This is a genomic window from Gordonia sp. L191 (assembly GCF_030077625.1).
Lineage (GTDB): Bacteria > Actinomycetota > Actinomycetes > Mycobacteriales > Mycobacteriaceae > Gordonia > Gordonia polyisoprenivorans_A.
In genome coordinates this window covers 5,530,218-5,550,270 of the sequence record NZ_CP125996.1, presented here as the reverse complement: position 1 = coordinate 5,550,270, position 20,053 = coordinate 5,530,218, and the positions used below count along the sequence as shown (strand labels likewise).

Genomic DNA, 20,053 nt, shown 5'->3' with positions numbered 1-20,053 from the left:
ACCGCGGCCGACGATCTCACGGACACACGAACGTAGCGTCGAGCCCATGAACGCACCCCACACACCTGCCGTCGTCCTGCGCGACGTGTCACGCACCTACGGCGACGCCGCCAACCCCATCCACGCACTGCGTCACGTCTCTCTCGATCTGCATCGCCGCGAGTTCACCGCGATCATGGGACCCTCCGGGTCCGGCAAGTCGACGCTGATGAACGTCATCGCCGGACTCGACGACATCAGCTCCGGGCAGATCTGGCTCGGCGACACCCCGATCGCCGGACTCGACGATACCGCGCGAACCCTGCTGCGCCGCAGCACCATCGGCTTCGTCTTCCAGGCGTTCAACCTGATTCCGACCCTCACCGCCGACGAGAACATCCGACTTCCACTCGTACTCGCCGGGGTGCGGCCCGATGCGACGCAGCAGGCGTGGATCGCGCATCTCGTCGCGACGCTCGGTCTGCGCGACCGGCTCGATCATCTGCCGTCGGAACTATCCGGCGGACAACAACAACGCGTTGCGATCGTGCGCGCCCTCGCATCCCGCCCGACGATCGTCCTCGCCGACGAGCCGACCGGTGCCCTCGACACCCGTACGGGCCGAGAGGTGTTGACGCTGTTGACCACCGCGGCCCGCGAATACGGTCAGGGTATCGCGATGGTCACCCATGACCCGGTGGCCGCTTCCTACGCCGACCGGATCGTGGTCCTCACCGACGGCGCGATCACCGGCGAGTACCGGGGTCTGAATCCCCGCCAGATCTCCGACCTGCTGATCGGGTTGCAGGAGGTTCCGGCATGAAGGCCACCTCAACGCGCCTGACCGTCGGGTCGCTGCGTGAGTTCGCCACGATCGGTGTGGTGTCGGCACTCTCGGCCAGCTACGGCGCCGCCCTGGTCACCACATCGCGGATGCTCTCGGTGATCTCGGCACACAAGGGCGGCTCCGCCGGCGCGGCCCTCGACGTCATCGCCTCGGTGTTCATCATGATCGCCCTGTTCGTGTCGGCAATCGTCATCACCAACGGCGTCACCACCGTGATCGCCGGACGCCGCAACCAGTTACGGCTACTGCGGCTCATCGGCGCGAGTTCGGCACAGTTGCGGGCGAGCCTGACCCGGGCCGTCGCTCTCGACGCGGCCATCGGCGCCGTCCTCGGGGTGATCCTGGGTACCGCAGGCACCGACATCATTCGAATCATATTGGTACACAACGGCACCATTCCCGGTCTCGACTATCCGTCGTTTCCACCCGGGGTGATCGTGGCCGGGCTCGCCGTCGTCGCCACCGCTGTGCTGGCTGCTCGGGTCGGCACCCGCGGCGTGCTGACCGGTATGGCAGCCGCCCCGGCACGAAAGGAGATCGGCACGGTCCGACGCGTCGTCGCCGCGACGCTGCTCCTCGTGGGGGCCGGACTCCTCGCGCTGGCTGCACTGTTGGGCGAGCGCGGCAGCCTTGCGGGATTCGTCGTCGCATTCTTCGGCGCAGCAACATTTTCCGTCGGCGTACTGATCGGCGCACCACTGATCGTGCCGAGCCTCGTGCGGCTGAGCGGACGCACTCTCGGCGCGGGTGCGCCGTCGGTGGTGGCCCGCAAGAACGCGGTCAGCGACCCGCACCGCACCACCCGGTCGACCCTGGGTCTGTTGATCGGGGTCACCCTGGTGACCACGATCGCCACCGGTATGGCTGCGCTGACCCGTTCGGTCGACAGCTGGGACCTTTCACCCGCCAACGCTGCGGCCACCCGTGAGACGATGTCGGTGATCACAGCGATCCTGATCGCCATGGTCGCCATCTCGGTGATCATCTCCGCGGTCGGATTCGTCTCGACGATGTCGCTCACCGTCATCGGGCGAACCCGGGAGATCGGGATGCTCCGCGCGATGGGATTCACGACGGGACAGATCCGTTCGATGATCTTCCGGGAGTCGCTGGCGATGTCGGGGACCGCGGTCGCGGCCGGCCTGGCACTCGGCATCGTGTTCGGGACCGTCGGCAGTCAGTCGCTGGTCGGAGCACTCACGTCCGGCATTCCGCTCGGATTGCCCTGGGCGGCACTGGCATCGATCATCGTGGGTACCTTCGCGCTGGCTCTGGTGGCGTCACTGCCGCCGAGTCGGCGCGCGGTGGCGGTGACCCCGGTCGATGCCCTGGCGGTGCAGTGACCCGCCGGTGCGAGGACCCGGGGAGTCGGATCAGAGTAGCTGCGTCAACGGCACATCGGCGTCTGCCGCCCGATCGAGATCGATGGGGCGGCCCGCGGTGATGAGCGCCTTGATGTCGTCGAGCTGATCCCAGATGTTGACCTGCATGCCGGCGAGTACCCGCGCATCGTCGGACACCCACAGCGCCACGAACTCGCGGGCCGCGACATCCCCGCGCAGGACGACGGTGTCGTCGGCGCCGGCGAGTCCGGCGTATTCCATGCCGAGGTCGTACTGGTCGGTGAAGAAGTACGGGAGATTGTCGTACTCGGCCGCGCCGCCCAACAGGTTGGTGACCGCGACCGCCGGCTGGTTCAGGGCGTTCGCCCAGTGTTCGGTGCGCACCCGCCGCCGGAGCACCGGGTGCTCGGCGTTGGCGATGTCACCGACGACGAAGACGTCGGGATTGCTGCTGCGCAGCCCGGCGTCGACGAGGACACCACCACCGTCGATGTCGAGACCGGCGGACTCGGCAGGCCCGAGCGCCGGGACCGCGCCGGCGGCGACGAGTACCGCGTCGGCGTCGACGGTGGTGCCGTCGCCGAACCGGATGCCGGTGGCGAAGCCCTCGGTTTCGAGGATCTCCTGCACCTGCACGCCGGTGCGCAGATCGATGCCGTGCTCGCGGTGCAGGTCGGCGAAGACCTGCGCGACCTCGCGGCCCATCACCGAGAGCAACGGTAGTTCGCCGACCTCGGCCACGGTGACCTCGGCACCGCGTTGGCGCGCCGACGCCGCGACCTCCAGGCCGATCCATCCGCCACCGATGATCGCCAGCCGACGTCCGGGACCGATGTCGTCACCGAGCGCGGTCGCCTCGTCGAGGGTGCGCAGATGATGCACGTGCGCGGCGTCCTCGCCGGGAAGGTTCAGGTGTCGGGAGGACGAGCCCGTGGCCAGCACCAGCTTGTCGTACGCGACGGTCGAACCATCCGGTAGCACAACCTGTTTGGCGTCGGTGTCGACCCGCTCGACGGTGGTACCGGGACGGAGGTCGATGTTGTTGTCGCGATACCAGTCCGCATCGTGGACGGTGAACTCGACGGGCTGCTTCGTGCCCGCAAGAAACTCCTTGGACAGCGGCGGCCGCTCGTAGGGCAGATGGTCCTCCGCCCCGATCAGCACGACGTCGCCGTCGAAATCCTGTTCGCGCAGCGCCTCGGCGGTCTTGGCTCCCGCCAGGCCGCCGCCGACGATCACCACAGCCGTCATGGCGTTCCTACCTTCCTGGTGGGTACTCGTCCCACCGTACGCGCACCCATCCGGGGTCGGAGCGGCTCCGAATGGCCCGTGATAAGTCCACCCCCGACCTGTCCCGTTCCGAGGAGGCCGAATGGATTCGTTGCGCGAGCATTCCCCATGCCGCGCGGCGGAAGTGATCCGCACGTGTGTCGACCGGATGCTGCTATCCACCATCGACGGCCATGCGACGATCCTCACCGGCGTCGACCCGGACGTCGGGCGTCTCACGGACGCCATTCGCGCCGCCGCGGTGGGCGGCAAACGGCTGCGCGGACAATTCTGCGTCTGGGGCGCACGAGCTGCTGCCGAGGTGAGGAGTCCCGCCGGGGCCCCGAGTGCACCCGGGGTGTGGGAGACGGCCACCGCCATCGAGATGTTCCACCTGGCCGCGCTCATCCACGACGACATCATGGACGGTAGCGACGCACGACGCGGGATGCCGACTGTTCACCGCGCCTTCACCGATCGGCATGTGGCCGAGCGCCTGTCAGGAGACGCGCGAGCGCATGGGTCGGCGATGGCGATCCTCGCCGGCGACCTGTGCCTGATGTGGTCGGACGAGTTGCTCGGCGATGCCGTCGCCGATCTCGATCGCCCCACGCGATCGGTCGTCCGGTCGATGTGGTCTACGATGCGCGACGAGGCCTTCGCCGGGCAGACCCTCGACATGCTCGGGCAGACGCGAGAAACGATCACCCGCCGGCGCGCCCGGACCATCCTGCAGTACAAGAGCGCCAAGTACACGATCTCCCATCCCCTGCGGCTCGGAGGCGCGCTGGCCGGGGCGCCCGCCGGCCTCCTCGCGCAGTACGACGAGATCGGCGTTCTCGCCGGCGAGGCGTTCCAACTGCGTGACGACGTCCTCGGAATGTTCGGCGACCCCGCCGAGACCGGTAAGCCGGTCATCGACGACCTCCGGGAGGGCAAACGGACGCTGCTCGTCGCCCTCGCCCAGGAGCGCGCCGACCCCGCGGGGAGGCGCCTGCTGACCAGGGCGTTGGGCAACCCGGAGGTCACCGTCGACGACCTTCTCGCGGTACGGGAGTTGATGGTGGCCACCGGCGCGCTCGCCGAGACCGAGGTCCGCGTCGACGATCTCACCGCGGCCGCGCAGCAGGTGATCGATCGCATCGAGGTCGACGACCTCGCACGCGAGGCACTGCGGGAACTGGTGCGGCAGTCGGTGAGGCGACGCTCATGACGGTGACACCGTCGGCGAAACCGGTCGTCGAACTGCGCATCTGGGGCGTGGATCGGGTGGGACCAGCACTCCTGCGGGTGGCGTCGGGTCGAAGGGCGTTGCGCCAACTGCCCGGCCTGCGGTTCGCGAAGGTGTTGGGGACGGGCTCGGCGCGCACGTTCACCCCGCGCGACGCCGACGCTCACCACTGGGCACTGCTGACGGTGTGGGCCGATGCCGATGCTGCGGCGACCGGCGCGGCATCGCGCTATCTGCGGTCCTGGGATCGAGCGGGCAGCGAGGCGCTGACCATACGTCTGGTGCCGTTGGCCTCGCGCGGGCAGTGGTCACGACGAGAACCCTTCGGCACCAACGCCACTCGAGCACGCGGCACCGACTGGACGGGCCCGGTGGCAGCATTGACCCGGGCGCGGTTGCGCCCCTCGCGCATGGCGTCGTTCTGGCGGGCGGTGCCCGCGGTGGTCGCGGATCTCACGGCCGCACCGGGAGTGCGCCTGGCGCTCGGGGTCGGCGAGGCACCGATCGGGCTGCAGGGCACCTTCTCGCTCTGGGAGAACGCGTCTGCGCTGACCGACTTCGCCTACCGGAGTGCAGGTCACGTGTCGGCGATCCGCGAGACCGGCCCACAGCGCTGGTACGCCGAGGAGTTGTTCGCCCGGTTCGGCGTCGAGTCGGTGACCGGAACCTACCGGGGGATTGCGCCGTGACCGCCGACGATGTGGTCGACCGTGCCGAAGCCACATCTCGACGGCGGCCCCCGCCCCTACGGGTGGCGGCGTGGATTCTGTTGGCCACCAGTGTTGGTGTGCAGATCGCGTTTCCCCTCACCGGCGGCGGCAACGTCGTGCTCACCACGATCGTCGTGGTGGCGATGTCGGCGGCAATGCTGTGTCACAGTGCGGCGACGCACGGTGGGCGCGGACTGCTCGGTCTTCTCGCCGTGGCCGGCGGTGGCGGTTTGCTCGCCGAGGCCGTCGGGGTCCACACCGGAATTCCCTTCGGGGAGTATGCCTATACCGGAGCCCTCGGCGGTGAGATCCTCGGCGTCCCGGTGGTGGTGCCGCTGGCCTGGATCATGATGGGATGGCCCGCGTTCATCGTGGCGCGACGACTCGCGGGGCGAAGCTCCCGGGCGGTACCACTTCTGGGTGCTTACGCGTTGACTGCGTGGGATGTGTTCCTCGATCCGCAGATGGTCGACGCCGGGTACTGGCGGTGGTCATCGCCGCATCCGGCGTTGCCCGGTGTCGAGGGGATTCCGCTGACCAACTTCGTGGGATGGCTTCTGGTGTCGGCGTTGATGATGGCGGTGCTCAGCGTGGCGATCGGGCGTCGAGAACCCGCATCGATGACCGATCGTCGCGCCGCCGAGTTGCTTCCGCTGGTCGCCTACCTGTGGGTGTATGCGTCGTCGGTGATCGCGCATCTGGTGTTCTTCGGTCGGCCGCCGGTCGCACTGGTCGGCGGACTGGTGATGGGTGCTGTCGCAATCCCGCTGGCCGTCAGCATGTTCCGGGAGGCTCGTCGATGATCATCCGGCCGCGTGACCTCGCCCGATGGGTCGTGAACTCCGGTACCGCTTTGGCGGCGGCCTCCCTCGTGCTGACCATCTCCAATGCCCGGCGGATTCGCACCCCGGATGTCGATGCGCTGCCCGCGGCCGAGCCGTTGTCGGTGCTCATCCCGATGCGCGACGAGGCCGCGAACGCCCCAGGATGTTTGCGTGCGGTGCTCGCGGCGATCGATCGCTGGCCCGGCCCGGCCCGCGTCGTGGTCGTCGACGACGACTCGACCGACGACACCGCGGAGATCCTGGCGATCTACGCGGCCAACGACCCGCGCGTCTCGGTTGTCGCGGGAGCACCGCCGCCGGCCGGATGGCTCGGCAAGTCGTGGGCGTGTCATGAAGCAGCACAACATTTTCCGCGTAGCGGAGTTCTCGCCTTCGTCGACGCCGATGTGCGGGTCAGCCCGTTCGCCTTCACCGCGACCGTCGCGGCCCTGCGCGTTGCCGGGCTGGCACTGTTGTGCCCGTATCCCCGTCAACTCGCCTACAGTCCGGCCGAGCGGCTGATCCAGCCGCTGCTGCAATGGTCGTGGATGAGCACGCTGCCGCTCGGGATCGCGGAGCGGTCGTCGCGACCGAGCCTGTCCGCGGCAAACGGCCAGTTCCTCGTCGTCGATGCCGAGACATACCACCGAGCGGGCGGCCACGCGGCCGTCGCGGGTGAGGTTCTCGAGGACATCGCCCTGCTCCGTGCGATCAAGTCCGTCGGCGGCCTGGGTGGGGTGGGCGCCGGTGCGCACCTGGCGCAATGCCGAATGTACCGAGGCCACCGTGAGATTCGGGAGGGTTACCGCAAGTCGTTGTGGTCGGCGTTCGGCTCGCCCGCCGGGGCTGTCGGCGTGGTGACGATGCTGGTGCTGGCGTACATCGTCCCGGCGGTTGCGGCGCTCGCGAGCTCTCGGATCGGGCTGCTGGGATACGCCGCCGGCGTTGCGTCGCGGGCGATCTCGGCGTCCGTCACCGGCGGGCGCACGTGGCCGGACGCGTTGGCCCATCCCTTGTCGATCGCGGGTTTCGCCGTGCTCACCGTGGATTCGCTGCAGACGCATCACCGAGATCGACTGAGCTGGAAAGGGCGTGCCCTCCCCGGGACGACACCGCGAGGGCGGGTGACCCGCCGTGGCTGAGGTCATCGTGGTCGGGGCGGGGGTCGGCGGGCTGGCCGCAGCCATCCGGCTGCAGCACGCCGGGCATCGGGTGAGCGTCCTCGAGCAATCGACTGCGGTGGGCGGCAAACTCGGAACCCTCGAGCACGACGGCTTCGTCTTCGACACCGGCCCGTCGTTGGTGACCATGCCCCACGTTCTCTCCGAACTGTTCGCGGCGACCGGCGCACCCGTCGACGACGTTCTCGAACTGCAGCGGCTCCCGATCGCCGCCCGGTACCGGTTTCCGGACGGGACCGGCCTCGATGTTCCCGGCGACTTCGCCGAGATCCCCGCTGCGCTCGACGCCGCTCTCGGAGCCGGTTGTGGCGCGCAGTGGTCGGGGTTTCGCGATCGCGCCCGCAGGATCTGGGACGCCACCCACGGGCCATTTCTCGAAGCGCCGATCAGCCTGCGCGACATGACTTCTCTCGCGCGCAGTGTGGACGACGTGCGGACCGTCGCCCCGTGGTCGTCGCTGCGGGGCCTTGCGTCCCGGTATCTGCACGACCCGCGGCTGCGCATGATGGCCGACAGGTACGCCACCTATACCGGCTCCGACCCGCGTCGCGCCCCGGCCGCGCTGGCGAGTGTGCCCTGGGCCGAACAGCGTTGGGGTTCCTGGTATGTGCGCGGCGGCCTGGGCCGCATCGCCGTTGCGCTCACCGATCGTCTCGCCGCCCTCGGTGGATGCGTCGAGACCGGGACCGCGGTGCGTGAGATCCGGGTCCGCGACGGCCGCGCCGACGGTGTCATCACCGCGTCCGGCGACCTGCGTCGCGCTGATCTCGTAGTGGCCAATGCCGATGCAGCTCAGGTGTATTCCTCACTCGTGCACACGTCGTCGGCGCGCCGCCAGCTCCGTCGCTTGCAGCGGAGCACACCGTCGTTGTCGGGGTTCGTCATCCTGCTCGCCCTCGACGACGAGCCACCCGGACAGCCACATCATCGAGTGTTGTTCCCCGCCGACTACGACGCCGAGTTCGACGCGGTCTTCGGCCGGCATGGGGCGCCACATCCCGTCGCCGATCCGACCGTCTACATCACCGCACCGGAAGACCCAGCCATCGTCCCTGCCCCGGGAACCGGGGCGTGGTTCGTGCTGGTGAACGCGCCGCGCCACGACCCGGATTCGGGAATGGATTGGGACAGCGACGGTCTCGCGCAGTCCTACGCCGACCACGTGTTGGAGGTGATGGCCGCTCGCGGAACCGACGTCCGCCATCGCATCCGTCACCGATTCGTACTCAGCCCCGCCGATCTCGCCCGCCGCACCCTGACGCCGGGCGGTTCGATCTACGGCAGTTCATCCAACGGTCCGCGCGCCGCGTTCCTGCGCCCCGCGAACGCCTCCCCCATTCCCGGCCTCTACCTCGTCGGCGGTTCGGCGCACCCCGGCGGCGGCCTGCCATTGGTTCTGCTGTCCGCGAAGATCACCGCCGGGCTCATCGGCCGGGCATAGGCGAGCGCTCCATCGCCACACCGGATACCCTTCGGCACAAGAGGTCTCGAGGCTCCTCGCTAGCGCTCGTCGGCACCTCGACCACCGCGAAGAAGCCGACGCCTTACCGATGGTCGTAGTGCGAGGCGTGCGCGCCGAGCCTCGAGACCACCGTCGCCGGTGCTGTTTTCGACCCACTGTGGCCCGGAAGCCCTTCGACACAAGAGGTCTCGAGGCTCCTCGCCAGCGCTCGTCGGCACCTCGACCACCGCGAAGAAGCCGACGCCTTACCGATGGTCGTAGTGCGAGGCGTGCGCGCCGAGCCTCGAGACCACCGTCGCCGGTGCTGTTTTCGACCCACCGTGGACCGGAAACCCTTCGACACAAGAGGTCTCGAGGCTCCTCGCTAGCGCTCGTCGGCACCTCGACCACCGTGAAGAAGCCGTCCCCCTACCGATGGTCGAGGTGCGAGGCGCGTGCGCCGAGCCTCGAGACCACCTGCTACAGGGCTGGTTTCACACCACCACTAGGGAGCCACCGACGGTCCGGTGGAATGGTCTCCGCGTAGGCGCTTGCGGATCAGTTCGGCGCTGATGAGGCACATGGGCAGTCCGATGCCGGGGCGGGTCGAGCCGCCGGCATAGTAGAGGCCGTCGACCTTGCGTGAGCGGTTGGTGGCGCGCAGGAAAGCGCTCTGGCGCAACGTATGTGCGGGCCCGAGCGCGCCCCCGGACCACGAGTTGACGTCGACGGCGAAGTCGCCCGGCCCCATCGTGCGGCGAACCACGATCCGATCGGCGAGGTCTTCGATGCCCGCCCAGTCGGCGACGAGTTCGATGGCGCGGTCGGCGGCCTGCTCGATCACCCGATCGCCTGCGCCGTCGACACCGCCGCGCCCCAGCGACGGGTCGGGCGGTACGGGTACCAGGATGAACAGATTCTCGTGCTCGCTCGGCGCCACCGAATCGTCGGTCGCCGACGGCCGGCACACATACAGCGACGCCGGCTCGGGGACGCGGGTGGGTTCGGTGAAGATGGCGTCGAAGTTCGCGTGCCAGTCCTTGGTGAAGAACAGCGAGTGATGGGCGAGCTGCGGCAGCCGCCCACGCACCCCGAGGAAGACCAGCACCGCCCCGGGTCCCGACGTCCGGCGGTCCCACCACCGTTGCGGGAATGTCTGCAATCTTCGTGGCAGCAAGCGAGTTTCGAGGTGATGCAGATCGGTCGCGCCGATCACGATGTCGGCAGGCAGCACACTCTCGGCGCCGTCCGCACCGGTCACCAGCACCCCGGTGACCGTTGCCCGCCTTCCGACTGGTCCGCGGCCCGAATCGCGAGTACAGATCTCGGTTGCCGCCACCCCCGTGTGCAGGCGCGCACCATGATCGACGGCGACACCGACGAGCGCGTCGACGAATCGGGTGAAACCCCCTTGCGGGTATCGGACCCCGTCGTCGAGGTCCAACCAGCTCATCAGGTGATACATCGCGGGCGCACGCTCGGGCGACGCCCCGAGGAACACTGCCGGATAGCCGAGGATCTGCTGTAGCCTCCGGTCACGAAAGTGCCTGGCGGTGAACGACTCCAGACTCTCGGTGAGGAGTCGCGCCAACCGGGGGAGGCGGCGTAGCAATTCGGTGGCGGTGAAGGCCCGGGCCGACTCGAAGCTGGTGTACAGGAATCGTCGAACGGCCACGTCGTAGGTGTCGCGCGCCGACTCCAGGTACTCGTCGAATCGTGCGCCCGCACCGGGTTCGGTGCGCTCGAACAACTCTCGGTTGCGAGCACGGTCACCGGAGATCTCCAGCGGGTCCCGCTCACCTTCGAAGAACACCCGGTAGCCGGGTTCGAGTCGGGTAAGCTCCAGTTGCTCCGCCGTCGACGTCCCCAGCAGCGCGAAGAAGTGGTCGAAGACCTGCGGCATCAGCCACCACGACGGGCCGGTGTCGAAGCGGAATCCGTCCTTCTCCCAACTCCCGGACCGCCCACCGGGATTCGCGTTCTTCTCGACGATGTCGACGTCGTACCCGTCGGCGGCCAACAACGCAGCAGTGGCCAGTCCGGCCACACCGCCGCCGATGACGACGACCTTCTTCGGTGTGGTCACCGGCTCGATACCCCTCCCGCTCGTGGATATCCACGACGCACTGCTGCCGCCGCGGCGATGCGGGCCTTGGCCGGCCCGGGAACCCGTACGCGCGTGGTCACGGCATCCGCCGGAGCCACCTTGCGCAGTCGCGCCGACAATTCGGCGAACAGATCGTGGGCGGTACACACCGCGACCCGTGCCTCACCGGGCAGGTCGGGAATGATGCGCGCCGCGGCGGCCAGATCGTCGTCGATGTCGTCGAGCCACCGCTGCCACGCCCCATCGCTCGGGTCTCGCGGGTCGAGGCCGGTCAGATAGCGTCGGCCGAGTTCACCGTCATCGACTCCGAGGTCACGCAAGAAGTTGACCTTCTGGAATGCGGCCCCGAGACGCTTTGCCCCGGGCGCCATCGCCGCGTAGCGGACGTCGCGGTCGGGTTCCTCGGCAAGGAACGCCCGCAGGCACATCAACCCGACGACCTCGGCCGACCCGTAGATGTAGGTGGCCAGACTGTCCTCGTCGTGCACTCGGCAGGTGAGGTCGGTGCGCATGGACGCGAAGAACGGCGCGGTCAGCGCGGCGTCGACGCCGACTCTCCGGGCGGTGCGTGCGAAGGCGTGGACGACCAGGTTGCTGCTCGCGCCGGTGTCCATCGCCGCGAGGGTGTCGGCCTCGAGCTGATCGAGCGCGACCCGCCTGCTCTCGACGTCCTGGCCGGGCCGCGGGGCGTCGACGATCTCGTCGGCCACGCGCACCAGCGCATAGATGTTGCGCACGTCGCGGCGGATCGGGCCGGCCAGTAATCGAGAGGCGAGGCCGAAGGAGGACGAATACGAGCGGATCACCAGGTCGGCGCTGGCGTCGGCGACCTCGTCGTAACGCACATACGGTCGGGTCGTGGCAGCCGATCGGTGCGACCCCATCTGGCGCAGGCTCATGTCGTCTCCCGCTCCGGCACACGATAGGGGTGGGCTCCGAGCGCGTGCACCTGATCGACGAACCACGGGCTGAGCAGCCACGGGGTGCGTCGCGCCGCCGACCACACGTCGTCGACGTCGGTCCACGCGACGTCCATCACCTCGTCGGGGTTGGGTCGTAGTGGACCGGTCGGTCGCGCGACGAACACCGGGCACACCTCGTTCTCCACCACACCGCTGGCGTCGACGGCCCGGTAGCGGAAATCGGGTAGGACACAGCGCACATCGGTGACGTCGAGGCCCAGTTCCCGCTGCGCGTAGCGATGCACGGCGTCGACGGCGGTCTCGCCGGGTCGCGGGTGCCCGCAGTAGGAGTTGGTCCACACACCCGGCCAGGTCTTCTTCGTCAGCGCCCGCCGGGTCATCAGCAACCGGCCGGCCTCGACGAGATGACAGGAGAAGGCAAAGTGCAGCGGGGTGGACGTGGTGTGCACCGATGTCCGGTCCGCGGTACCGCACGGCGTGCCGTCGGGCTCGACGAGTACCACCAGGTCCTCAGCCAGGTCCTCGGTCATGCGCGGTCTGCTCCTCGTTGGTCGGTCGGGCCTCGATAGGCCCGGCGTGCCTCCAGACAACAGCACTTCGACGCCGACGCAAACTCGGATGGGCGACCCGACCGGTTCAGTCCCGATGCAGTAGCGGCAGCAACCGTTCGGTCTTGTCCTGGGTCCATCCGGGCGGCTGCAGGATGTCGGCCCACGAGTACGGGATGGCGCTCAGATAGTTGTGGCCGTGCCCGTCGGGCACGTTCACCGACACGGCCATGTCCGCCGACACCTGCAGGAACGTGACGAACGGCATCCACGTCATCGCCCCGAGCACGTCACGGCCGTGTTCTTCCTTCAGCCACTCCGGTTCGTTGAGGATGAGCCGCGGCGACCACCAGGCGATCGGGTCCGACGCGTGCTGCAGGTAGACGACGCGCGGGTCGAGCCACGGCGTGTCGGGACGGTTCAGGTCCGCGGCGTCCGCGATGAACCGGACGTGGCGGCCATCGTCGTAGATCGGCAGGACCTGTGGCGAACCGGGATCACGGGCGGCGGTGGCGTCACTCCACAGCTGGTTGTTGAACGTCGGCCCGACGAACAGGGCGCCGTTGGTGCGGGCGACGACCGTCGGGACGGTACCGAAGGCAGCCTCCGCACCGAACGAACCGAGGCTCTCCCCGAACACGACGACCTTGGGTCGGCGCCCCTCGGGCAGTTGCTGGATACGCGCGTCGACGGCCTCGAACAACGCGCTGCCGGCTTGACGCGCGCGTTCGCTGTCGACGAGGAAAGACAGCCAGCTCGGCAGGTAGGAGTACTGCATCGACACCGTCGCGACGTTGCCGTTGTACATGTACTCCAGTGAGTCGACCGTCGCCTTGTTCAGCCACCCCGAACCGGTGGCCGACCCGATGGCCACCACGGCCCGGTCGAGACCGCCGGCACGGACCAGCTCATCGGCGGCCAGGGTGGCGTTGGCGCGCAGATCATTTCCCGATCCGAGCCCGACGAACGCGCGGATCGGCTCCATCGCGGGCGCCCCGTTGAACGCCGAGAGCTGTTGCACATCGGGGCCGTTCGCAACGAATCGCCGGCCCTCCCGGCCGAGCGAGCCCCACGTCACCAGCGAGCCCGGACCACCGGATCGGACCGTGGTGCTCGGTGCAGACGTCGTCGCATCGGTCTCGTCGTTCGCTGCGGCAAAGGAGGCATTGAGCCACTTCATCGAGTAGTTCGCGACCACGCCGTTGAGGATGAACACGGTGATCAGGACGATCACCGTCGCGCCAGCGACCGCGGAAATCCGTGGCGGCGCATAGCGATTGAGCTTGCGCACCGACCACACGACGAGGGCGGCCCACAGTTGTCCGATCACCATCAGCAGCACGAACACGACGACGGAGACGACGATGATCAGCGGGTAGGCCGTCCACGAGAGCTGGTCGACCTTCATCAGCGAGCGGATCTCGTTCTGCCACACCGAATACCAATAGAACATCACCGAGGTGCCCACCGCGAAGATCACGCCCAGCGCAGCCCACAGGTACCACGGCGGTGAGGGCCACCGCCGATCCCTCGACAACATGAACCGCACCAGCCAGGCGAAGAAGGCGCCGAGACAGTAGCCGACGGCGGCCGCCGCGCCGCTGACGATGCCCTGGAACAGCGGCCCGCGCGGTAGCAGTGACGGCGTCGCCGAGAACCAGAGGAATGCCGTCGCGACCGCAAGGCCGGAGTAACTGATCCGGCCGAGGTAGGCCACGGCCCGCTCGCGTGCCCGTGACCGGTGCGGCTGGGCGCTCACGTCCTGCGGGGCGTCGGCGCCGTCGACGGCGTCCACATCAGATTCCGGCACTGGCCACGCTCCTGTCGTCCGCGCCCCGACGGTCGGGCACAATCGGTCGGAAACATCTTGTCAGACGGCATATCGCGGCAGAAGGGCAGAATGTATGTCTCTCCCGGAGCGCCGCTTCGCGTGGCTGTGCGTCGGCGTCGTGACGCTTCTCGTCTGCGTGCAAGTGCTGATCTTCGTGACCCCGGTCCCCGGTGTGCAGTGGGCGGTGCCGATCGCCGCCGCGCTCATCCTCGTTCTCGCCAGGGCTACCGGTCTGTCCTGGGCAGATCTCGGTCTGGCACGACGATCACTCGGTACGGGTCTGCGCTACGCGGCGGTCATCATCGGTGCTGTTGCCGCGGTCACCGCGATCGGTGTCGCCCTCCCGTGGACGCGCGACCTGTTTCACAACGACGCCTATCGAGATGTCCACGCGGCACTGGTGTCTGCGCTCGTCCTCATTCCGATCCACACCATCCTGGCCGAGGAGGTGATCTTCCGGGGTGTGCTGCTCGGTGCGCTGCGGCGGATCCGCAGTCCCCGGACCGCGCTGATCGTGCAGGCCGGGCTGTTCGGACTGTGGCACGTCGGCTCGTCGATGGGGCTCTCGGCACACAACCAGGGCCTCGGCGACATCGTGGGCAGCGGCCCATTGGCGACGTTCGCCGGTGTCGCACTCGCCGTCGTCGTGACCGGCGGTGCCGGAGTCCTGCTCGGCTGGTTGCGGATTCGCAGCGGGAGCCTGCTCGCGCCGATCGCCTTGCACTGGTCGGTCAACGGCCTCGGCGCGATCGCCGCGGCGATCGCGTGGCAGCTGCCGAGCTGACCGGTCAGCTCGGGGCGTCGAGCATCGGCACCAGATAGCGCCGGGCGATGTCGGCGAGCTGATCGTCGTCGTCGGTGTCGACGAGCGCGCTCGGCGTGGTCAGGAACGACGCCGAGATACGCGCCATCATCTCGGCGGTGAGATCGGTGTCGAGGTCGGCGCGCAGGGTTCCCGCGCGCTGCTCCTGCCGCAGTTGCTGGGCGATGAACTGTGCGACGGTGGCCAGCAGCCGTCCGTCGGCGCCGAGCGCACCGGCCAGCAAGGTGGGTTCGGTCTGCTGCAATCCGCTGATCAGCGGGTTCGTCGACACCGCGCGATAGGAACTGACGAAGGCCAGCACCAGGCGCTCGGCGATGGTGCGCGCCGGTGCGATGTCGGCCAGAAACTGGACGAGGTAACGCCGGAATTCCCGCAGCATCACCTCCTCGACGAGCACCTCCTTGTTGGTGAACTTGCGGTAGATGGTGATGCGGGAGGTGCCCGCGCTCTTGGCCACCTCCTCCAGCGAGGTGCGTTGAATACCGAAACGACAGAATTGCGCATATGCGGCATCGAGCAATTTCTCGCGGGTCGCATCCGCATTCGCGCTTTCTCCCCCTTCGGCAACGACGTCGTCATATGCCCTCTCCAACAACGACTTCGGTGCCGACGACGCCGAGACCACCATGAACCTCCAACGCATTCGGGGTGAATCTGTTGTGATGCCAATCACTGTATGCTACTCCTGATGTTACAACGTTACTCGCGTTGTTACATCGCGTCATCGAGTCGGGTGGCGATAGACGGGAGCACAACATCATGGAACAGCTCAACCGGCGCGCGATCCTGCGCGCCACAGGCACGATCGGCGCCGCGGGCGCCCTTGCGACGCTCACCCAGGCCACGCCCTGGACGTGGGCACCGGCAAACTCGATCCCGGGTGCGGGAACGGGTGCCGATCCGCGAACGATCTTCGACGACGAGGCCGACCAGGTGATCGCTCGGGTCATCGACAGCGGCAAGATCGTCGAGGTCAACAACCTGCTCAATCAATGGCGCACCAACTCCCAGCCGCTGCCGGCCGGGTTGCCTCCGGAATTGCGGGACTTCATCGAGCATGCCCGCCAACTGCCGTCGTGGACCGATCGCGGCAAGCTCGCTGCCGCGGTGCGATTCAATCAGCGACGGGGCACCTACCTCGGAGTGCTGTACGGCTTCGCCAGCGGCATGATGAGCACCGTCATCCCCAAGGAGGCGCGCGCGGTCTACTACTCCAAGGGCGGCTGGGACCTCAAGGACCGCATCTCCAAGACGGCCAAGCTCGGTTACGACATCGGGTCGCTCAATGCCTATCAGCCCAGCGGCGAGATGATCGTGACCTGCGTCAAGACCCGGATGGCCCATGCGGGTGTGCGGCATCTGTTGCCCAAGTCGGCACACTGGGTGCGCTCGGCACCCGAGGAGAAGCCGATCAGTCAGGCCGACATCATGGTCACCTGGCACAGTCTGCCGACGACGGTGATGCGCAACCTCCAGAAGTGGAAGGTGCCACTGCCCGCCGACGAATCCGAAGGGTTCCTGCATTCCTGGCAGGTGACCGCGGCGATGCTCGGCGTGCAGGACCAGTACATCCCCAACTCGTGGGCCACCGCCGATTCGCAGGCCAAGCAGGTGCTCGATCCGATCCTCGCGTGGACGCCGGAGGGCCAGAAACTCGCCGACATGCTCCTCGACCTGGGACGGGATCTCGACCTCACCCTGCTGTCGCGGCCCATCCTCGGTGCGCTGACCCGGTTCATGCTCGGCGACAAGATCGCCGACTGGTTGCACATCCCCCGTGAGCCCGTCTGGACTCCGCTGCTGGAAACCGCTTGGGGCCCTTACGTCGCCGTCCGCGAGGGCCTGCTCAACGCCGGCCTGCCACGGGAAACCTACTGGCTCTTCGACGAGTTCCTCCGGCAGTTCGTGCTGTTCTACATGGCCGAGTTGCGGATGCCGATCAGCATCCAGATTCCCTCCTTCAACAACCCGAACTACAACTGACACCGCGGCCCACGATCCCGCCGCACTATGCTCGATTGCGTGAATGTGCGTGCGGGAATCGTGGTCACCGGAACCGAGGTCCTCACCGGTCGGATCTCTGACGCGAACGGCCCGTGGGTGGCCCGGCGCCTGCTCGACCTCGGCGTCGACGTCGCCCACATCACCATCTGCGGCGACCGCCCGGACGACCTGACCGCGCAACTGCACTTCCTCGCCGCATCCGGGGTGGACCTCATCGTCACCACCGGCGGTCTGGGCCCGACGGCCGACGATCTCACCGTGGAGACGGTCGCCCGGTTCTGCGGACGCCCACTGCATCTCGATACGGAGATGGAAACCCGTATCGCGCAGATCATCTCACGCTGGCAGCAGCAACGAGGCGAACCCGCGACGGAGTCGTCGCAGGCCGGCACCCGCAAGCAGGCGATGATTCCCCAAGGGGCGCAACCGATCCCTCCAGTCGGCACCGCGCCGGGAGTCGCGATACCTGCGGTCGCCGAGGACGCCCGACGCGCACCGGCGATCCTCGTCCTGCCGGGTCCGCCGCGTGAGCTGCAGGGTATGTGGGACGCGGCGATCGGTACCGAGCCGATCGCGGCGGCGATCGCCGGACGCCGTGACTTCCGCGAACAAACCATCCGGGCCTTCGGGCTCTCGGAGTCCGACCTCGCCGCCACCCTGCGCACCATCGAACCCGGGATCGACGGCGCCGACGAGTTGGAGGTCACCACCTGCCTGCGCCGCGGTGACGTGGAAATCGTGACCCGCTATCCGATCGGCGCCCAACCCGCCTACGACGCACTGGCCGACGGATTGCTCGAACATCACCGGACACAGATCTTTTCGGTCGACGGTTCCACCATCGACGATCTCGTCTCCGCGGCGCTCCAGGGCCGCAGCGTCGCCACGGCGGAGTCGTGCACCGGCGGTCTGATCGCGGCGCGCCTCACCGACCGCGCCGGGTCCTCGGACTATGTGATGGGCGGGGTCGTCTCGTACTCCAACGAGGCCAAGGCCGGAATGCTCGACGTCCCGGCTGAATTGATCGCCGAACACGGCGCCGTCAGCGAGCCCGTCGCCGCGGCGATGGCCCGGGGCGCGGTCGGTCGCTTCGCTGTCGACATCGCCGTGTCGACCAGCGGGATCGCCGGGCCGGGTGGCGGAACCCCCGACAAGCCGGTCGGTACCGTCTGTTTCGGTGTTGCGCTGGCCGATACGGCACCGCGCGCACGGACGCTGCACCTGCCCGGTGACCGTGCCGCCGTGCGTGAGCGGTCGGTGACGATCGCGATGCATATGCTGTACCGCGCGCTGCGATCCGATGGTCGAGCTGACAGCCTCAGCTGACGGCGGTCTCGAGGCTCGTCGCTATCGCTCCTCACACCTCGACCATCGGGCAAAAGACCCCATCGCCGGTGACCCGCCCGGTCGTCGGCTTCCCCAACCGGTGGTCGAGGTGCGTAGGAGCGCCAGCGACGAAGCCTCGAGACCCCTTGCTACGGTGCTGGTTCCGCCCCACGAGCATCCTTTGCCCGCGCACCGGGACGACGCGCGAGATCCCGGAGTAGGTCGAAATCGCCGTCGATCAACGCTCGCCGCTTGCCGCGCGACCACCCCTGTATCCGCTTCTCGAGCCGGTAAGCCCCCTCAACAGTCGGAAACTGCTCGCTGAACACCACCCGCACAGGTCGCCGGTGACTGGTGTAGGCAGCACCCTTCCCGTCATGGTGTTCGTTCACTCGTCGGTCGAGATCCACGGTGCTACCGACGTAGTAGCTGCCGTCGGAGCATTCGAGAATGTAGACGTAGCCGGACATGGGGTCAGTATCGCGTGCGATCGAGCGCTGGCCGGAAATCTATCCACAGGTGGGGAAACAGCCTTGGCTGACGGCGGTCCCGAGGCTCGTCGCTATCGCTCCTCACACCTCGACCATCGGGCAAAGATGGCCAAGAGCCTCGAGACCCCTTGCTACGGCGCTGGTTCCGGGCCGCGCTGGGCGTCGGACCACAACTCCGCGATGATGTCGGTTGCCGAACCGCCGCGGATGGAGGCGAATGAGGTTCCGGCCCAAAGGTTCACGTCGCGGCGCTCACCTGCGGCGACTGCGGCCTTGCGAAGCGGGCTCGTCAGATGGTGGACGGCGGGATACTCGGCAGGAGAGAGGGAGTCGTAGGTATTGACGAAGCTGTTGCGTATCGCCCGCGCCGGACGGCCCGAAAATGCCCGCGTGACAACAGTCTCCGCCGACGCCGGGCTCCGCAAAGCGGCACGGTGCACCCCGTTGGTGCCCGCCTCGTCGGAGTCCAGGAGCGCGGTCCCGATCTGCACGGCCACCGCCCCGGAGGCCAGGGCCGCTGCGACAGCCCGGCCGTCAGCTATACCGCCGGCGGCAATGACCGGGATATCGTTCCTGGACACCACTTCTCGCACCAGATCCACCGTCGAGGCGTCGTTCGGCACCGCGTCGAGGTCCAGGGTGCCCCGGTGTCCGCCCGCCTCGGTTCCCTGCACGCACAGCACATCGACACCGGCGGCCACCGCACGATCGGCATCGTCGACACTCGCCACGGTCGCGATCACCATGATGTCGGCGTCGTGCAGCCGACCAACGACGTCGACCGCCGGAAGACCAAAGGTGAACGACACCAACCCAACCCGCCTCTCGATAACGAGGTCGATCTTCACGTCGAAGTGATCGTCGTCGGCGTCGATGACGTCCGGCAGCGGCACACCGTAGCGCTCGGCGACCGGAGCCAGCGCATCCCGGTAGCGTTGCACGGCACCACGATCACGGATAGGCGGTCCCGGCGTGAAGATGTTGACGCCGAACGGTATTCCCGCCTCGCCGACCGCGGTGATCTCCGATTCCAGAAGCTCGGGGGACTTGTATCCCGCGCCCAGGAAGCCGATCCCGCCGGCGTGCGCGGCCGCGATCACCAGGCCCGGCGTCGACGGACCACCCGCCATCGGGGCCGCAATGATCGGCACCTCGAGATCTCGAAGATCGAACAT

Annotated in this window: 18 protein-coding genes; 10 read left to right on the top strand and 8 right to left on the bottom strand. The window is 68.1% G+C overall.

Going from position 1 to position 20,053, the window contains the following annotated elements; translation table 11 throughout:
- Positions 1 to 46 precede the first annotated feature (46 nt).
- Both QNM97_RS24980 and QNM97_RS24975 read left to right on the top strand, forming a co-directional pair.
- Positions 47 to 802 carry an ABC transporter ATP-binding protein gene (locus QNM97_RS24980; RefSeq protein ID WP_283820793.1) on the top strand — a complete coding sequence of 252 codons (756 nt, stop codon included), beginning with the start codon at positions 47 to 49 and terminating at the stop codon, positions 800 to 802.
- A complete protein-coding gene (locus QNM97_RS24975) occupies positions 799 to 2,169 on the top strand; it encodes an ABC transporter permease (protein ID WP_283820792.1) in 1,371 nt (456 codons plus the stop codon). The genes QNM97_RS24980 and QNM97_RS24975 overlap by 4 nt, the downstream gene beginning before the upstream one ends.
- A gap of 30 nt (positions 2,170 to 2,199) precedes the next feature.
- On the opposite strand, the gene QNM97_RS24970 is transcribed toward QNM97_RS24975, so the two are convergent.
- Positions 2,200 to 3,420, bottom strand: a complete 1,221-nt coding sequence (locus QNM97_RS24970; RefSeq protein WP_283820791.1) for an NAD(P)/FAD-dependent oxidoreductase — start codon at positions 3,418 to 3,420, stop codon at positions 2,200 to 2,202.
- Between the two features lie 121 nt (positions 3,421 to 3,541).
- Here QNM97_RS24970 and QNM97_RS24965 point away from each other — a divergent pair, with 121 nt between their 5' ends.
- Genes QNM97_RS24965 through QNM97_RS24945 form a run of 5 tightly spaced genes read left to right on the top strand, consistent with a single transcriptional unit; the run spans position 3,542 to position 8,825 of the window.
- Positions 3,542 to 4,651, top strand: coding sequence for a polyprenyl synthetase family protein (locus tag QNM97_RS24965; RefSeq protein ID WP_283820790.1), 1,110 nt, complete (start codon positions 3,542 to 3,544; stop codon positions 4,649 to 4,651).
- A complete protein-coding gene (locus QNM97_RS24960) occupies positions 4,648 to 5,358 on the top strand; it encodes a monooxygenase (RefSeq protein ID WP_283820789.1) in 711 nt (236 codons plus the stop codon). Before QNM97_RS24965 ends, QNM97_RS24960 begins: the two co-directional genes overlap by 4 nt.
- The gene (locus QNM97_RS24955; protein ID WP_283820788.1) at positions 5,355 to 6,182 is read left to right on the top strand and encodes a carotenoid biosynthesis protein; all 828 of its coding nucleotides are present in this window, start codon (positions 5,355 to 5,357) and stop codon (positions 6,180 to 6,182) included. Before QNM97_RS24960 ends, QNM97_RS24955 begins: the two co-directional genes overlap by 4 nt.
- Complete coding sequence (locus QNM97_RS24950; protein WP_283820787.1) at positions 6,179 to 7,345, top strand: glycosyltransferase family 2 protein; 1,167 nt, start codon at positions 6,179 to 6,181, stop codon at positions 7,343 to 7,345. Before QNM97_RS24955 ends, QNM97_RS24950 begins: the two co-directional genes overlap by 4 nt.
- The gene (locus QNM97_RS24945; RefSeq protein ID WP_283820786.1) at positions 7,338 to 8,825 is read left to right on the top strand and encodes a phytoene desaturase family protein; all 1,488 of its coding nucleotides are present in this window, start codon (positions 7,338 to 7,340) and stop codon (positions 8,823 to 8,825) included. The genes QNM97_RS24950 and QNM97_RS24945 overlap by 8 nt, the downstream gene beginning before the upstream one ends.
- Positions 8,826 to 9,330: 505 nt before the next feature.
- On the opposite strand, the gene crtI is transcribed toward QNM97_RS24945, so the two are convergent.
- The 4 genes from crtI to QNM97_RS24925 form a co-directional block, all read right to left on the bottom strand.
- On the bottom strand, positions 9,331 to 10,911 hold the full coding sequence (gene crtI / locus QNM97_RS24940) for a phytoene desaturase family protein (RefSeq protein WP_283820785.1): 1,581 nt from the start codon (positions 10,909 to 10,911) through the stop codon (positions 9,331 to 9,333).
- Positions 10,908 to 11,831, bottom strand: coding sequence for a phytoene/squalene synthase family protein (locus tag QNM97_RS24935; RefSeq protein ID WP_283820784.1), 924 nt, complete (start codon positions 11,829 to 11,831; stop codon positions 10,908 to 10,910). The genes crtI and QNM97_RS24935 overlap by 4 nt, the downstream gene beginning before the upstream one ends.
- Entirely contained in the window at positions 11,828 to 12,385 is a 558-nt protein-coding gene (gene idi, locus QNM97_RS24930; RefSeq protein WP_283820783.1) for an isopentenyl-diphosphate Delta-isomerase, read from the bottom strand. Before idi ends, QNM97_RS24935 begins: the two co-directional genes overlap by 4 nt.
- Before the next feature lie 106 nt (positions 12,386 to 12,491).
- Positions 12,492 to 14,198: an alpha/beta hydrolase gene (locus tag QNM97_RS24925; RefSeq protein WP_283823318.1), complete on the bottom strand. Its 1,707-nt coding sequence runs from the start codon at positions 14,196 to 14,198 to the stop codon at positions 12,492 to 12,494.
- A gap of 109 nt (positions 14,199 to 14,307) precedes the next feature.
- On the opposite strand from QNM97_RS24925, the gene QNM97_RS24920 reads away from it, so the two are divergent.
- Positions 14,308 to 15,018 (top strand): CPBP family intramembrane glutamic endopeptidase, encoded by a 711-nt coding sequence (locus tag QNM97_RS24920; RefSeq protein WP_283820782.1) that lies wholly within the window; start codon positions 14,308 to 14,310, stop codon positions 15,016 to 15,018.
- A 4-nt stretch (positions 15,019 to 15,022) separates the two neighbouring features.
- Here QNM97_RS24920 and QNM97_RS24915 read toward each other — a convergent pair whose 3' ends face one another.
- The gene (locus tag QNM97_RS24915) at positions 15,023 to 15,700 is read right to left on the bottom strand and encodes a TetR/AcrR family transcriptional regulator (RefSeq protein WP_283820781.1); all 678 of its coding nucleotides are present in this window, start codon (positions 15,698 to 15,700) and stop codon (positions 15,023 to 15,025) included.
- A gap of 116 nt (positions 15,701 to 15,816) precedes the next feature.
- Here QNM97_RS24915 and QNM97_RS24910 point away from each other — a divergent pair, with 116 nt between their 5' ends.
- Both QNM97_RS24910 and QNM97_RS24905 read left to right on the top strand, forming a co-directional pair.
- The gene (locus QNM97_RS24910; RefSeq protein WP_283820780.1) at positions 15,817 to 17,040 is read left to right on the top strand and encodes an oxygenase MpaB family protein; all 1,224 of its coding nucleotides are present in this window, start codon (positions 15,817 to 15,819) and stop codon (positions 17,038 to 17,040) included.
- Between the two features lie 39 nt (positions 17,041 to 17,079).
- Positions 17,080 to 18,387, top strand: coding sequence for a competence/damage-inducible protein A (locus QNM97_RS24905; protein ID WP_502874961.1), 1,308 nt, complete (start codon positions 17,080 to 17,082; stop codon positions 18,385 to 18,387).
- A gap of 149 nt (positions 18,388 to 18,536) precedes the next feature.
- On the opposite strand, the gene QNM97_RS24900 is transcribed toward QNM97_RS24905, so the two are convergent.
- Both QNM97_RS24900 and QNM97_RS24895 read right to left on the bottom strand, forming a co-directional pair.
- Positions 18,537 to 18,857, bottom strand: a complete 321-nt coding sequence (locus QNM97_RS24900) for a GIY-YIG nuclease family protein (RefSeq protein ID WP_283820778.1) — start codon at positions 18,855 to 18,857, stop codon at positions 18,537 to 18,539.
- Positions 18,858 to 19,009: 152 nt separating this feature from the next.
- Entirely contained in the window at positions 19,010 to 20,053 is a 1,044-nt protein-coding gene (locus QNM97_RS24895) for an NAD(P)H-dependent flavin oxidoreductase (RefSeq protein WP_283820777.1), read from the bottom strand.